This is a genomic window from Methanothermus sociabilis (genome assembly GCF_055392295.1).
The window spans coordinates 1223686-1236917 of record NZ_AP042467.1 but is presented as its reverse complement, the minus strand read 5'-3'; the positions used below and the strand labels follow the sequence as shown (position 1 = coordinate 1236917).

Sequence of the window (13232 nt, the reverse complement as noted above, 5' to 3'; positions counted from 1 at the left end):
CAAAAAAAGTGAAATTTGGTATAGAGTTTGTACCACAAGAACCTTTAGACAAATTAATAAAGTTAGTAAAATTGGCAGAAGAAGTAGGTTTTGAGTATCTTTGGGTCACAGACCATTACAACAATAAAAATGTATATGAAACTTTAGCATTGATAGCAAAAGAAACATCAACAATAAAACTTGGGCCAGGTGTAACTAATCCTTATGTTAGGCATCCAGCAATAACTGCATCAGCAATTGCAACTTTAGATGAAATATCTGATGGTAGGGCAGTTTTAGGTATGGGTCCTGGTGACAAAAAAACTTTTGATGCTTTAGGTATAGAATGGACAAAGCCTGTTAGCACTATTAGGGAAGCCATTTCAACAATAAGAACACTTTTAGCAGGTGAAAAAACTGAAAAAGGAGCACAATTAACTGGTGTAAAACCTGTACAAGAAAAAATAGATATATATATGGGTGCCCAAGGTCCAATGATGCTTAAGACAGCTGGTGAAATAGCAGACGGAGTGTTAATTAATGCATCTAATCCAAAAGATTTTGAAGCTGCTATTCCTAATATAAAAGAAGGTGCAGAAAGTGCTGGTAGAAGTATTGAAGACATTGATGTAGCTGCATATACTTGTTGCTCAGTTGATGAAGACCCTGAAAAAGCTGCAGGAGCTGCAAAAATTGTGGTTGCATTCATAGCAGCTGGTTCACCACCACCAGTACTCGAAAGACATGGTATAGAAAAGGAAGCTGTAGATAAAATTGGTGAATTATTAGGAAAAGGTGACTTTGGCGGTGTGAGTAAAGCAGTTGATGAAAAAATGATGGAAGCTTTCTCTATTACAGGAACACCAGATGATATAGTATCTAAAATAAAAGATCTAGAAAAGATAGGAGTTACACAATTTGTGGCAGGGTCACCAATAGGACCTGAAAAAGAAAAATCAATAAAATTACTTGGAGAAGTTATAGAAAGTTATTAAATTTTTCCTTCTTTTTTCTTTTTAATTTTATTTTCGTAATTTATAATTATTTCATTTAATACTGTCCATGCTGTAAGTTCCTTAGGGTAGATAGATATTTTAGTACCCTCGATTTTTGACTTAAAATCGCCATGTGGAAAACCACCAACAATTACACACGGATCCTCATATTTTGATAATTTTTCTCCAACTTTTGCTGGACTAAGATATTTACCATTAGGATGCATTACAAACAATTTTGAAGGAGAAATCTCATTTATTAATTCTTTTAAGCTTTTATTCTCTAACTTTAGAAGATTTAACCCCTCAGGTATTTTTTTATTTTTAAATAATTTTTCCATTAACCCTACGAATCTATTATAATGTCTTGGAATCCTTGTTTCAGGTTTTACATATATAACTTCGTTATTTCTGGTATGAACATATATTCTCAGTTTATTTTCTTTATTAAGTATACTTTCGAGGGCATTAATTAAACAAAAATGCACTATATCTGGTCTACCCCTCCTATAATTTTCTTTTAGATTTTTCATTGCTTTATGATGATAGCTAGAATCTAATAATGTATATCTTACATCTTTTTTTCTTTTTTTGACAAATTTTTTGATTACAGGGTGATTCCATAATTTTTTAGGGATTAATTCAAGTTCACTATCAGCTAATATGACATTTAACAACTTGTATCACCTTAAATGAATGTATTTTATTATGCCGGACGATGCTGTAATTCTTTCTCCATATTTTTCTGCTTTCCAACGTTTTTTACATTTACATTTTATTTCTGGAACTGGAGATTGATCTAAATTTGATTGTATTATTAATTTTTTTAATTTTGAATCACACCTTCCACAATTATGTGGACCTCTTTTTGATCCCATACCTGCAGTATCCATTATTGCAGGTATTTCAATTGTTTCACGTACTTTATTTATAATTTCTACAAGACTCCAAATCCAAGGAGGTCTATATGCTCCCCATTTCCATAAATTTTCCATCAATGTACCTGCATGAACAGTAGCTGGACAAAAAGATATCCTATCAATTCCAACTTTTTCAGCATAAATGGCAGAATTTATAGAATCTTTTATTGAATCTTCTTCTGTCATTAAAATTGGTTTAACTAGAATATATGATTTTGTTTTTATGTTAAATTCTTTCTTTAAACTTTTTATTTTTCTTAGTGCATTCTCAAAGTCCTTTAATGTAAATCCCTTGTTTATTTTATAAATTCTTATTTCATCATTGGAGCTTTCCAACCCAATGCTAACTTCAAAAATTTTGTCTTGAAGTATTTCACAACATTCTTTAAGAATTTCTTTTTTAATATATTCTGGTCTAGATTCAACAGATATTTCACTAACATTCTCTAACTTTGATAATTTATGTAATATATAGTATCTAACACTCTCTGGTAATTCTTTAGAATTAAAAAAGCTTCCAGAAGTAAATATTTTTATTGCAATATTTTCTTCTTTTGGACAAGAAGAAATAACACCATCAAATAATTTTTTTAATTTTTCTTGATTCGGAGTTTTTAATAATGTGTCTTTAACATAACCACACATTGTGCATCCACCATATTTTGAAAGTGACCAACTACATCCTCTCGTTGGAAATACTATTGACATTGCTTTCCCCTTTCCTGAATAAAGCAAGTCTTCCTGTATCCAAAACCTACATAATTCTTCCATTGGTATTTCTTTTCTATTTTTCATATAATTTTCCCTAATTTTGGCTGTTAATTCTTGAATTTTCATATTTTTTTCTTACTCAGAGAAATTGTAAATACCTATTGTTCCTATTTTAGGAATTAAAGTGCTAAAAATAATAAAAGTTATATATTTCATTTGCCAACGAAAATTATGTGAGGTGAAAAAAATGAGCAAAAAAGTTGTAATTGGAATAATAGCAGCAATAATAATAATTGGCGCTATATTCTTAGCAACAGGGCAAAAAAAGAGCAGAATACAAATAGCAGGTTCAACGTCTGTACAACCAGTGGCAGAAAAATTAGCCCAAGCATATACAAAAAAACATCCAAACGTTAAGATCAATGTGCAGGGAGGAGGATCAAGTGTTGGAATAACACAGGCAAAGCAGGGAACTATAGATATTGGAACTAGCTCAAAGGATTTAAAACCTGATGAGAGGCAAGGTTTGAGTGTATACCTGATTGGTAGGGATGGAATTGCGATTATTGTCAATAAAAACAACCCTATCAATGATTTAAGTAAAAGTCAGATAAGAGATATATTCAGTGGTAAAATACGAAATTGGAAAGAAGTAGGAGGACCAGATGCAAAAATCAATGTTATTACAAGAGAAGCAGGTTCTGGAACCAGAAAATCATTTGAAGAAGTAGTGATGAAAAACGAAAAAATAAGAGGAGATGCAATAGTACAAAGTTCAACAGAGGCTGTAAAACAAGCTGTTAAAAATGATCCAAATGCAATAGGATATATATCTCTTGCACACCTTGATGAAAGTGTCAAAGGTATAAGTGTTGATGGAGTACCCCCCAGTGAAAAAACTGTAGCTGATGGAAGTTATCCAATAGCTAGACCATTCTTAATGTTAGTGAAAGGAGAACCAAAAGACATTGTGAAAGATTTCCTAAAATTTGTTCTAAGTCCCGAAGGACAAGCAATAATCAAATCAGAGAAAGTTGTTCCAGTAAATCAATGTTCTCCAACTATTGTACAGAAATATGACAACTCTAAACTTAGATAATCATTTTTAAGTACTATTTTTTTCTTTTTTTAAGCCATAAATTATTAATAGTAAAAATGGGAAGTAAATAAATATCAAAAAAACTTAATTGGAGGATATCCATGAAAGATGAAGAATTATTTGTTAAAAGAATATTACTTCTCACAGCTCTTTCCACAATAATAATACTTTTTTTAGTCATAATTTTCATTTTTAAGGAAAGTATACCTGTATTTACAGAATATGGTGTAATTAATTTTATTTTAGGTACTAAATGGAATCCAACAGGGACTCCTCCTCAATTTGGAATGATTCCACTTATAGTTGGTTCTCTAGCTTTAACACTCTTAACACTTCTCATAGCTACACCTTTTTCAGTATTATGTGCAATTTTTATTGCAGAATTAGCTCCCTCAACAATGAGAAAAATTTTAAAACCAGTGATTGAAACTTTAGCAGGCATTCCTTCAGTTGTATATGGTTTCTTTGGATTAATATTGTTAGTTCCATTTATTAGAACACATTTGGGTGGAACAGGATTTGGATTATTCACAGCTTCTCTGATTTTGACAATAATGATCATGCCTACAATTATCAGTATTTCTCATGATGCAATACGTTCTGTACCATTAGAATATAAAGAAGCATCATTGGCTTTAGGTGCAACACATTGGCAAACTATAAAAAATGTGATATTACCTGCCGCATTTCCTGGAATAGTGGTCGGAATAATATTAGGAATGGCACGAGCTATTGGAGAAACATTAGCTGTCATAATGGTAGCTGGTAATGTACCACAAATACCTCATTCAATCTTAGATCCAATAAGAGCTTTAACATCAAATATAGCTCTTGAGATGGGATATGCAACAGGACTACATTACAGTGCATTATTTGGTACAGCAGTTGTTTTATTTATCTTTACATTGATTTTACTACTTATAGCCAATTATTTCCAACACAAAACCAGAGTGAGAATTGGAGGAGGGTATCTATAAATGATCAAAAGAAGATTTGTATCCCCACAAATTGTCCAGAAAATCATGAATTCCATTTTATGGGCTTCAGGAATCCTTACAATAATTATTTTAATAATAATAATAGGTTACATACTCATTAATGGATTACCAGTTATAAATTTACAATTTTTAACGGAAAGTCCTATTGAGGCTGGAAGAGCTGGCGGCATTGCTCCAATGATAGTGTCCAGTATATATGTAACACTGACTGCAATCATAGTTGCAACGCCCTTAGGTGTGGGAGCAGCAATATATTTAGCAGAATATGCAGCAGAAACAAGTTTAATTAAAGTCATACGTTTTACAACTCAAACATTAGCTGCAATACCTTCAATAGTCTATGGTTTATTTGGCTTAGCATTTTTTGTCGTTTTTTGTGGTTTAGGATTTTCATTATTATCAGGAGGATTGGTATTAGCGTTGATGGCACTTCCTACAATATTATATACTGCAGAATCATCTATTAAAGCTGTACCAGAATCATATCGCGAAGCTAGTTTGGCTCTAGGGGCAACAAAGTGGCAAACGATTTACAAGGTTGTGTTACCAGCTGCTGCTCCAGGAATAGCTACAGGAGTTATTCTTGGAATGGCACGTGCATTAGAGGAAGCTGCTGCTGTAATGTTCGTTGTTGGATCTGCAACAGACATGCCATACACAATTTTTGACCCTGGTAGACCCTTACCACTTCATTTATATTTGCTTGCAGTAGAAGGTATTTCATTAAAAAATGCTTATGGAACCGCAGCGGTTTTAGTAATTCTTGTGTTATTAATAACTATAACAACGAATATTCTAATTGAAAAACATAGAGAAAAAATGATGGGGAGATAACATGTACAGGATAGAAACAGAGGACCTAAATGTTTATTTTGGAGAAGATCATATTTTAAAAGATATCAATATAAAAATAAAAGCAAACACAGTAACTGCAATTATTGGCCCATCTGGTTGTGGTAAATCTACATTTATAAGAACTTTAAATAGAATGAACGATGTTATTCCAAATTTTAGACATGAAGGAAAAGTTTATTTTGATGGAAAAGATATTTATGACCCTGACGTTGACGTTGTTGAATTACGAAAAAAAATAGGCATGGTTTTTCAAAAGCCAAATCCATTTCCTAAATCAATATATGAAAATGTAGCATATGGCTTAAGAATTCATGGAGTAACTGATGAAGAAATTATTAGAAAAAAAGTAGAGGAAAGTTTAAAAGCAGCTGCATTATGGGATGAAGTAAAGGATAGGTTAGATCAATCTGCATTTAGTTTGTCAGGTGGTCAGCAACAGAGATTATGTATTGCGAGGACACTTGCTGTTGAGCCAGAGGTTATAATGATGGACGAACCATGTTCAGCACTTGATCCTATTTCAACCACGAAAATTGAAGATTTGATACATAAGTTAAAAAAAGATTATACAATTATAATTGTGACACATAACTTACAGCAAGCTACAAGAGTTTCAGAATATGCTGCTTTCTTTCTTAATGGAGAATTAGTTGAATATGGTCCAACGGAAAAATTGTTTGTATCTCCTCAAGATAAAAGAACTGAAGCATATATTACGGGACGATTTGGATGAATTAATTTGTAAAAATTTGGAGGAGTAGTATGGCAGAAAAAAAGTATCCGCGTATTTCTTTTCGTGAAAAAATAAAAGATATAAAAAATAATGTAGAAAAAGCTTCTCAAAAAACATTAGATATATATAGAAATGCTATAAAAGTTTTACAAGGGAAAAATGAAAAAACTGCCGAAAAAATAATAGAAAGTAGCGAAAGAATGGATGATATATTGTATGGTGTTGAAAAAGCATGTATAAATTTGATAGCTACTGAACAACCGTTAGCAAGTGATTTACGTTTTATAGAATCTTGTATAAAAATAGGAACCCATTTAAAAAGAGTGGGTTATTTATCAGCAGATATTGCAGAGGCAGTAGCAGAAATGAAAGGAAAGGAAAAGAAAATACCAAAAAAAATAAGAGAAGACATATTACATATGGCTGATTACACTGAAATGATGTTATCTAAAGCTATTTACTCATTTTTAGATCAAAATTCTGAAATGGCTGAGGAATTAGACAAAGATGACGACAAAGTAGATGATTTATTTGATAAATCATTAGAACATATTGCAGAGAGTATAAGTAAAGTTAAAAATAAAGAATCAATATATTGTCTGTTAAGGTTAATATTAATAGCAAGATATTTGGAGAGGATTGCAGATCAAGCTGTAAGTATAGGTCACAGAACTGTGTTTATGGTGCGCGGAAAAAGAGCAGAGAGAGAAGAAAGTGCTTAATCTATAATAGCAGTTGCATGTCTTGCAGCCCAACATTGGATACAAACACCAACTGGTAAACCGGCTGTATGAGTGTCAGCATATTCTATCTTGACATCTAATGCAGTTGTATTGCCTCCAAGCCCCATTGGTCCGATCCCTGTTTTATTTATTATATTTAATAATTCTTCTTCCATTTTTTTAACAACGTTATCTTCATGTTTTTCACCAATTCTTCGTAAAAGTGATTTTTTGGCAAGTTTCATGGCATAATCTGCTGATCCTCCTATTCCAACTCCTACTATAATTGGCGGACAAGGTTTTCCATTTGCAGAAATAACAGTTTCTAAAACAAAATCCTTTATTTTATCTTGTTCATTTGGTGAAAGCATTTTTAATGCACTATTATTCTCAGATCCAAAGCCTTTTGGTAAAACTGTGATTTCTAAATAATCTTCATCAATTAATTCTAATTCTATCTCTGGAATTCTATATCCAACATTAGTCCCTGTATTTTTCCTTGTGAAAGGATTTACTACATTTGGCCTTAATGGAATTTCTTTTGTCGCTTTTTTAACACCATTTCTTATACTTTCATAAAGATTTTCAACTTCAACATTACCTAATTTGACATAAACTATAGGTAATCCGGTATCTTGACAAATAGGTATCTTTTTCTTCCTTGCTATTTCTATATTTTCAAGTATTGCTTTAAGATTATAACGTGCTATTTTATTATTTTCATTTTCATATGCACGTTTTAGCGCAGAAACAACGTCTTCCGGTAATGTAGTTACGGCTTTTTTAAATAATTTTACAACGGTTTCTTCAATCGTTTTTTGGGATATCATCTTCATCACTGAAATTTTCACGAAGACAACCTGTTGGACAAACTTTAACACATAAAGGCTCCTCAAAATCTATACATAAATCACATTTTTCTGCAAGGCCTCTTTCATCTAGAAATATTGCCCCAACTGGGCAGACATTAACACAGGAACCACAACCTATACATTTATCTCTATCAATTACTATTGCATCATTAATACTTTTTATTGCGTCACTTGGACAAATGTTTAGACATGGAGCATTCTTAGGATCACAATGTAAACAAAAAATAGGAACTTTATATATAACCCAAATTGCATTTTTGGGACATATTCTTTCACATTTTTTGCAATTTACACAAAGTTTGGGAACTGATATCAACTTCAATTATTTTGCCTCCGAAGATTCAAGATTTTCCTTAGCCTTAACTTCAAATTTTAAAACATCCAAAATTGTATAGCTCCCTACTTTTTTTATTTTATTTAAATATTCTTCTTTTTTACGTTTTATGAATTTTTCTACGTCTATCAATGTTAAAGCTTTAGTTGGACATGCTCGAACACAAGCTGGATAATCTAAATTATCACATAAATTACATTTGTGGGCTACATTGTTCTTTATGGATATTGCACCAAAAGGACATTCCAATGCACAGGAACCACAACCAATACACTTATCTGTGTCTACGTAATTTATTTTCATTGCTCCTGTTGGACAAGCTTCAACACATGGTGCATTCTTACAATGATGACATACTACAATTCTAAATTCTCCATCAATTTTTTTAACAGATATGTTTGGTGCATGTTGCACTTTCATACAAGCTCTCATACACATACTGCAACCTTTACAAAGTTCGGGCTTAATAACTATTCTCTTCAATTTATATCACATCCTTCTCATATCATATTCTTAACTTAGAACAAACTTCATCGATGTAATCTTGGATTTTTTGTATCTCTTCATCTGTTAAATGTTTAAATCTTCCCTGCATCTTCAAATATTCTTTAACCGGCCGTCTTTCCACTGGTCTGTAAGTTATCCTAAATTCACCATTTTCTATTTCATATAACAACCATGCTCCACTTTCCACTGCTAATCTTCCAACTTCTATAGTTTTTGAAGGTGGAAATCTCCAACCAGTTGTACATGGTTGATGCAAGTGAATATATGATGGCCCATCTATCTCCATAGCCTTTTTTACTTTTCTCATATAATCTTCAGGATAAGATATAGAAGCTGTAGCTACATAAGGTATCTCATGTGCTGCCATTATTAATGCCATATTCTTTTTTTGTTTATTTTCACCAAAACTTTTTTTTCCAGGTGGCGTTGTAGTAGTAGATGCCCCAAAAGGCGTTGCACCACTTCTTTGTATACCGGTGTTCATATAAGCTTCGTTATCATAACAAACGTAAATTATATTATGACCTCTTTCCATTGCTCCTGACAATGCCTGCATTCCAATATCAACTGTCCCACCGTCTCCTGCAAAAACTACAACATTAATGTCATCTTTACCTTTGGCCTTCAATGCACTTTCAACTCCTGCAGCTACTGCGGCTGCATTTTCAAATGCAACATGAATCCATGGTATTCTCCATGCTGTTTCAGGGTATGGGGATGTCATGACTTCTAAACAACCTGTAGGAGTAACAGCAATGGTATTTTTGCCTAATACTCTCAAAGCTAATTTGACACCAATGGCGGCACCGCAACCTGCACATCCTCTATGTCCTGGTGCCAACAATTCTTTTTCATTCATGTTTTCACCTCTTTAATCCTATCCATGTTACATCTTCTCTTGGATTCTTGGTTTTTTCAATTATTTCTTTAATATTATTTGGAGTAATATCTCTACCACCTAGTCCAGCTATAAATCCATATATTTCTTTATCAGAAAGTTTAGATTTGAGATCTGTGTATAGAGCACCTCCCATACTGAAAGTTACATTTTTATCAATTACTCCTATCTTATCAACATCGTTCAGAACCTTTTCTATTTCTTTCACTGGGAATGGCCTATAAACAATCACTTTAAGTAATCCTACTTTCTCGCCTTTTTCACGCATTTTATCTACAACTTCTTTAATTGTACCACACACAGAGCCCATTGCCACCAATACAATTTTTGCATCGTCACATCTGTATTCTTCTACAAAACCATATTCACGACCAAAAATTTTTTTAAATTCTTTATTAGCCTTGTGTATCACATTAAGCGATTTTTTCATTCCAACTTCAATCTGATATCTAGCTTCCATATAATAATTAGGATCTGCTACTGCACCAATAGTTACAGGATTGTCAGGGTCTAAAAATACTTCTGGTTTATAACTTGGCAAGAAATTATCAACATCTTTTTGTGATGGTACAGCGACTGGTTCCATTGTATGGGTTAAAATAAAGCCATCGAGACATACCATACTAGGAAGTAAAACATCTTTGTTTTCTGAAACTTTATATGCAATTAAAGTAAAATCAAGTGCTTCTTGAGCGTTTTCCACATAAAATTGTAGCCATCCACTATCTCTTTCTGCTATGCTATCCTGGTGATCGTTCCATATGTTGATAGGTGCTGAAAGAGATCTATTTGCATTTGCCAAAACAATAGGTGTACGAAGACCTGCAGCTATAAATAGGATTTCATGCATCAATGCTAAACCTTGTGAAGAAGTTGCTGTAAAGGTTCTAACTCCTGTGCTTGATGCCCCCACACACACACTAATTGCACTATGTTCAGATTCAACTTTTACATATTCTGCATCTAATTCTCCGTTTGCCACATATTCAGCAATGTGTTCTGCTATTGTTGTTTGTGGTGTTATTGGATACACAGAAATTACTTTTGGTTTTGCTAGCTTTACAGCTTCAGCTACAGCTTTATTTCCTGTCATTATTTCCATGTTTGTCCTCCTACTCCTTTACAGTTTTTATAGCATTTACAGGACATTCTTCTTCACATATTCCACATCCTTTACAATAATCATAGTTGATTTCATGATTTTCATCTATACAACCTTCAGGACAGAACAATATACATGTGTTACATTTTATACACTTCTTTTTATTCAAAATTGGTTTAAACACTCTCCAAGAACCTGTTTTATTTTTTATCGTGCTTCCTGGTTTATCAACTATCACTCCTATAAATTTCACAGAATCACCCTACAACGCTCTCATAGCCTTTTACAGCTGCTTTAGCATTTTTTTCTCCTATTTTATCTTTAAAACTATTTTTAATCGCTTTTATGAGGGAATCAAGTTTTATTATTTTTGTTGCACCTACAAATGCACCTAACATTGCAGTATTAACTATGGGGCTGCCAAGAGTTTCTAAAGCTATATTTGTAGCATCTACAGAATAAATTTTAACACCTTCTTTTTTAATTTCATTTTTAGAATTTATAACCACAACAGCAGGTTCATGTAAACCTTTAAATACATCTACACTTTCAACTAATTTATCATCTAAAACAATCACATAATTAGGCTTGTAAACTTGATATCTTATTCTTATGGGTTTATTATCAATTCTAACAAAAGCCAACACAGGTGCGCCTCTCCTCTCTACACCAAAAAACGGAAATGCCTGGGAATATTTACCATCGTAAAATGCAGCCTTTGCTAAAATTTCGGCAGCAGTGACAGCCCCCTGACCTCCTCGTCCATGGAATCTAATTTCGATCATCCTTCACCTCCAAAATTAGCCTCGTTATTACATTTTATTTAACAATTTTAAAATTTTAATTTTACATTATTTTAATGAACTATTGCTTATAAATTTAAATATTTCACAAAAAATATTTAAATTTGGACACAAATTAAATGTTTTGCAAATAAAAATTTATCATTCAAAAATTAAAAAAGGGAGGTAAAGCTTGCCATTAATTGCACAAAATCATTTTCAGTTAATTTTAGAAGTAGCCATCATACTTTATGCTGGGGCAATATTTCTCATTAATTTAACACCTATAACATTGTCAACAGTCTTCCTTGTAGCACTGTTTCTTGCAGTAGTTTTAACAATATTGTTTGGAATCGATGTACTCCTGATGATTTTATATTTTGGACAACATGAATTTACACATCCTTATGGTCCTATAGCACTTGCAGTTATAATTACAAGTTTAGCTGGTTTAAAAATAATGGATAGACTCAATATAGAAACTTCAAAACTTAGAGAACTCATTTATTTATTGATAATAGGTATTACAATTTTTGGTGGAATGATACATAGATCATTTCTTGTGCTTTGGTTTTTAGGATTGTTTATAGGAATGTTTATCATATCTAAATCATTTGGAGGAAAAAGTATAATAACTCCTCGTAAAGTATTAAGTTTTACAACTATTGCACTAGCCATGTTTATGCTCCTAGAATTGTTATCACGTATATTTAAAATGCCAATTTTAAGTCCTCTGCTTAGAATAGGAAGAATAGAAAATTATGCATTGCCTAGTGTGCAATTTGTACTTAAAAATATGGGTTTAATAGGTCATAATCCATCAACTTCCTATTGGGGAGAATTTTCCTCTGGATTTGCTGATGGTTATATTACATTACCTATTACATTAATAGTCAAATTTGGTTTACCTTATCCAATTTTTTATGGCGTTTTGGTCAATGAAAAAGATACAATAGATTATATGCTACCAGGTATCTTTGGATGGGGATATGACTTCGGATTTTTAGTATTAATTTTCTTCCTCCTATGGTTTGTCTCTGTTACATACTTAGGTCTAAGACTACTCAAAATTTATAAGAAAAAACGTGAGGGTGGAATAAAAAGATATCTTGGTAGAGAGATATTACTTATAGGTGTTTTAACGGCCTTTGTTTCACAAGGTCTTGTAGGAATTTTCTTAATAAATAGATCAATTAATGAATCAGCCCTTTTAACTTTCATATTTTTAAGTTCACTTATAGTAGGACAAGTTATAAAGGTTGATGAGAAATGAAAGTATTAATTATGCTTGGATGTCCTGAATATCCAATACAAACACCACTGACAATTTATACATCTTATTTATTAAAAATTAAAAATTGTAAGGTAAGCATTGCTGGAAATCCTGCAGCATTAAATTTAGTAAAAATTTCAGATCCTGAGAGAAGATATATAGATAAATTGTTAAACATTGATAGTCATGAAATTGAGAAAAATAAATGGGATTATTTAATAGGTTTTATTTCAAATGATGCATCTGCTACTTATTTTATAACTTTTAATGAAATATTAAATGTTGGATCTTTGTCTATTGTTTTTAATGAAGATAAAAAAGAATTAAAAGAATTGGTTGAAACAATAAAACATAATACAAACTCTAAAATAATAATTCAGGCAAGAGCCCGTCATAACCCCAAACCCTTAGTAAAAAAAATTGATGCATTCATGGACGAATGGATGGAGTAA

17 protein-coding genes are annotated in these 13232 nt (G+C 32.1%); 8 read left to right on the top strand and 9 right to left on the bottom strand.

Annotation, left to right across the window (positions count from 1 at the left end; genetic code table 11):
- Nucleotides 1-8: 8 nt before the first annotated feature.
- On the top strand, nucleotides 9-974 hold the full coding sequence (gene mer, locus ACZ5LY_RS06740) for a 5,10-methylenetetrahydromethanopterin reductase (RefSeq protein WP_464577525.1): 966 nt from the start codon (nucleotides 9-11) through the stop codon (nucleotides 972-974).
- Here mer and ACZ5LY_RS06735 read toward each other — a convergent pair.
- Both ACZ5LY_RS06735 and ACZ5LY_RS06730 read right to left on the bottom strand, forming a co-directional pair.
- Nucleotides 971-1651 carry a 16S rRNA methyltransferase gene (locus tag ACZ5LY_RS06735; protein WP_013413354.1) on the bottom strand — a complete coding sequence of 227 codons (681 nt, stop codon included), beginning with the start codon at nucleotides 1649-1651 and terminating at the stop codon, nucleotides 971-973. The two genes, mer and ACZ5LY_RS06735, sit on opposite strands and share 4 nt — an antisense overlap.
- Nucleotides 1652-1657: 6 nt before the next feature.
- On the bottom strand, nucleotides 1658-2689 hold the full coding sequence (locus tag ACZ5LY_RS06730) for an archaeosine biosynthesis radical SAM protein RaSEA (RefSeq protein ID WP_464577523.1): 1032 nt from the start codon (nucleotides 2687-2689) through the stop codon (nucleotides 1658-1660).
- A 163-nt stretch (nucleotides 2690-2852) separates the two neighbouring features.
- Between ACZ5LY_RS06730 and ACZ5LY_RS06725 the strand changes: the two genes are divergently transcribed.
- The 5 genes from ACZ5LY_RS06725 to phoU all read left to right on the top strand — a co-directional run bounded on the left by ACZ5LY_RS06725 (nucleotide 2853) and on the right by phoU (nucleotide 7012).
- Nucleotides 2853-3704 carry a phosphate ABC transporter substrate-binding protein gene (locus ACZ5LY_RS06725; protein WP_464577521.1) on the top strand — a complete coding sequence of 284 codons (852 nt, stop codon included), beginning with the start codon at nucleotides 2853-2855 and terminating at the stop codon, nucleotides 3702-3704.
- Nucleotides 3705-3805: 101 nt separating this feature from the next.
- Nucleotides 3806-4681 carry a phosphate ABC transporter permease subunit PstC gene (pstC, locus tag ACZ5LY_RS06720; protein ID WP_013413351.1) on the top strand — a complete coding sequence of 292 codons (876 nt, stop codon included), beginning with the start codon at nucleotides 3806-3808 and terminating at the stop codon, nucleotides 4679-4681.
- Nucleotides 4682-5536 carry a phosphate ABC transporter permease PstA gene (gene pstA / locus ACZ5LY_RS06715; protein ID WP_013413350.1) on the top strand — a complete coding sequence of 285 codons (855 nt, stop codon included), beginning with the start codon at nucleotides 4682-4684 and terminating at the stop codon, nucleotides 5534-5536. It abuts the gene before it with no gap.
- Nucleotide 5537: 1 nt separating this feature from the next.
- Nucleotides 5538-6290, top strand: a complete 753-nt coding sequence (gene pstB / locus ACZ5LY_RS06710) for a phosphate ABC transporter ATP-binding protein PstB (RefSeq protein ID WP_013413349.1) — start codon at nucleotides 5538-5540, stop codon at nucleotides 6288-6290.
- A 29-nt stretch (nucleotides 6291-6319) separates the two neighbouring features.
- A complete protein-coding gene (gene phoU, locus ACZ5LY_RS06705) occupies nucleotides 6320-7012 on the top strand; it encodes a phosphate signaling complex protein PhoU (protein WP_013413348.1) in 693 nt (230 codons plus the stop codon).
- Here the strand turns inward: phoU and ACZ5LY_RS06700 are convergent.
- Genes ACZ5LY_RS06700 through porC form a run of 7 tightly spaced genes read right to left on the bottom strand, consistent with a single transcriptional unit; the run spans nucleotide 7009 to nucleotide 11510 of the window.
- On the bottom strand, nucleotides 7009-7842 hold the full coding sequence (locus ACZ5LY_RS06700; RefSeq protein ID WP_048060536.1) for a fumarate hydratase: 834 nt from the start codon (nucleotides 7840-7842) through the stop codon (nucleotides 7009-7011). The two genes, phoU and ACZ5LY_RS06700, sit on opposite strands and share 4 nt — an antisense overlap.
- Nucleotides 7820-8206 carry a 4Fe-4S dicluster domain-containing protein gene (locus ACZ5LY_RS06695; protein WP_013413346.1) on the bottom strand — a complete coding sequence of 129 codons (387 nt, stop codon included), beginning with the start codon at nucleotides 8204-8206 and terminating at the stop codon, nucleotides 7820-7822. Before ACZ5LY_RS06695 ends, ACZ5LY_RS06700 begins: the two co-directional genes overlap by 23 nt.
- A complete protein-coding gene (locus tag ACZ5LY_RS06690; RefSeq protein WP_464577517.1) occupies nucleotides 8207-8701 on the bottom strand; it encodes a 4Fe-4S dicluster domain-containing protein in 495 nt (164 codons plus the stop codon).
- Between the two features lie 22 nt (nucleotides 8702-8723).
- A complete protein-coding gene (porB, locus tag ACZ5LY_RS06685; protein ID WP_464577515.1) occupies nucleotides 8724-9584 on the bottom strand; it encodes a pyruvate synthase subunit PorB in 861 nt (286 codons plus the stop codon).
- Nucleotides 9585-9588: 4 nt separating this feature from the next.
- Nucleotides 9589-10725, bottom strand: a complete 1137-nt coding sequence (porA, locus tag ACZ5LY_RS06680; protein WP_464577513.1) for a pyruvate synthase subunit PorA — start codon at nucleotides 10723-10725, stop codon at nucleotides 9589-9591.
- 10 nt (nucleotides 10726-10735) lie between these two features.
- Nucleotides 10736-10978, bottom strand: a complete 243-nt coding sequence (porD, locus tag ACZ5LY_RS06675) for a pyruvate synthase subunit PorD (protein ID WP_013413342.1) — start codon at nucleotides 10976-10978, stop codon at nucleotides 10736-10738.
- A gap of 4 nt (nucleotides 10979-10982) precedes the next feature.
- Nucleotides 10983-11510: a pyruvate synthase subunit PorC gene (porC, locus tag ACZ5LY_RS06670; RefSeq protein ID WP_013413341.1), complete on the bottom strand. Its 528-nt coding sequence runs from the start codon at nucleotides 11508-11510 to the stop codon at nucleotides 10983-10985.
- A gap of 190 nt (nucleotides 11511-11700) precedes the next feature.
- On the opposite strand from porC, the gene ACZ5LY_RS06665 reads away from it, so the two are divergent.
- Nucleotides 11701-12780, top strand: coding sequence for a hypothetical protein (locus ACZ5LY_RS06665; RefSeq protein ID WP_013413340.1), 1080 nt, complete (start codon nucleotides 11701-11703; stop codon nucleotides 12778-12780).
- Nucleotides 12777-13232 carry a DUF1890 family protein gene (locus tag ACZ5LY_RS06660; RefSeq protein WP_464577511.1) on the top strand — a complete coding sequence of 152 codons (456 nt, stop codon included), beginning with the start codon at nucleotides 12777-12779 and terminating at the stop codon, nucleotides 13230-13232. The genes ACZ5LY_RS06665 and ACZ5LY_RS06660 overlap by 4 nt, the downstream gene beginning before the upstream one ends.

What these genes read in the sequence shown, in the direction of transcription:
- ACZ5LY_RS06730 (WP_464577523.1), bottom strand. Translation starts at nt 2,689, where the DNA reads ATGAAAAATAGAAAAGAAATACCAATGGAAGAATTATGTAGGTTTTGG.
- ACZ5LY_RS06725 (WP_464577521.1), top strand. Translation starts at nt 2,853, where the DNA reads ATGAGCAAAAAAGTTGTAATTGGAATAATAGCAGCAATAATAATAATT.
- pstC (WP_013413351.1), top strand. Translation starts at nt 3,806, where the DNA reads ATGAAAGATGAAGAATTATTTGTTAAAAGAATATTACTTCTCACAGCT.
- pstA (WP_013413350.1), top strand. Translation starts at nt 4,682, where the DNA reads ATGATCAAAAGAAGATTTGTATCCCCACAAATTGTCCAGAAAATCATG.
- pstB (WP_013413349.1), top strand. Translation starts at nt 5,538, where the DNA reads ATGTACAGGATAGAAACAGAGGACCTAAATGTTTATTTTGGAGAAGAT.
- phoU (WP_013413348.1), top strand. Translation starts at nt 6,320, where the DNA reads ATGGCAGAAAAAAAGTATCCGCGTATTTCTTTTCGTGAAAAAATAAAA.
- ACZ5LY_RS06700 (WP_048060536.1), bottom strand. Translation starts at nt 7,842, where the DNA reads ATGATATCCCAAAAAACGATTGAAGAAACCGTTGTAAAATTATTTAAA.
- porB (WP_464577515.1), bottom strand. Translation starts at nt 9,584, where the DNA reads ATGAATGAAAAAGAATTGTTGGCACCAGGACATAGAGGATGTGCAGGT.
- porA (WP_464577513.1), bottom strand. Translation starts at nt 10,725, where the DNA reads ATGGAAATAATGACAGGAAATAAAGCTGTAGCTGAAGCTGTAAAGCTA.
- porC (WP_013413341.1), bottom strand. Translation starts at nt 11,510, where the DNA reads ATGATCGAAATTAGATTCCATGGACGAGGAGGTCAGGGGGCTGTCACT.
- ACZ5LY_RS06660 (WP_464577511.1), top strand. Translation starts at nt 12,777, where the DNA reads ATGAAAGTATTAATTATGCTTGGATGTCCTGAATATCCAATACAAACA.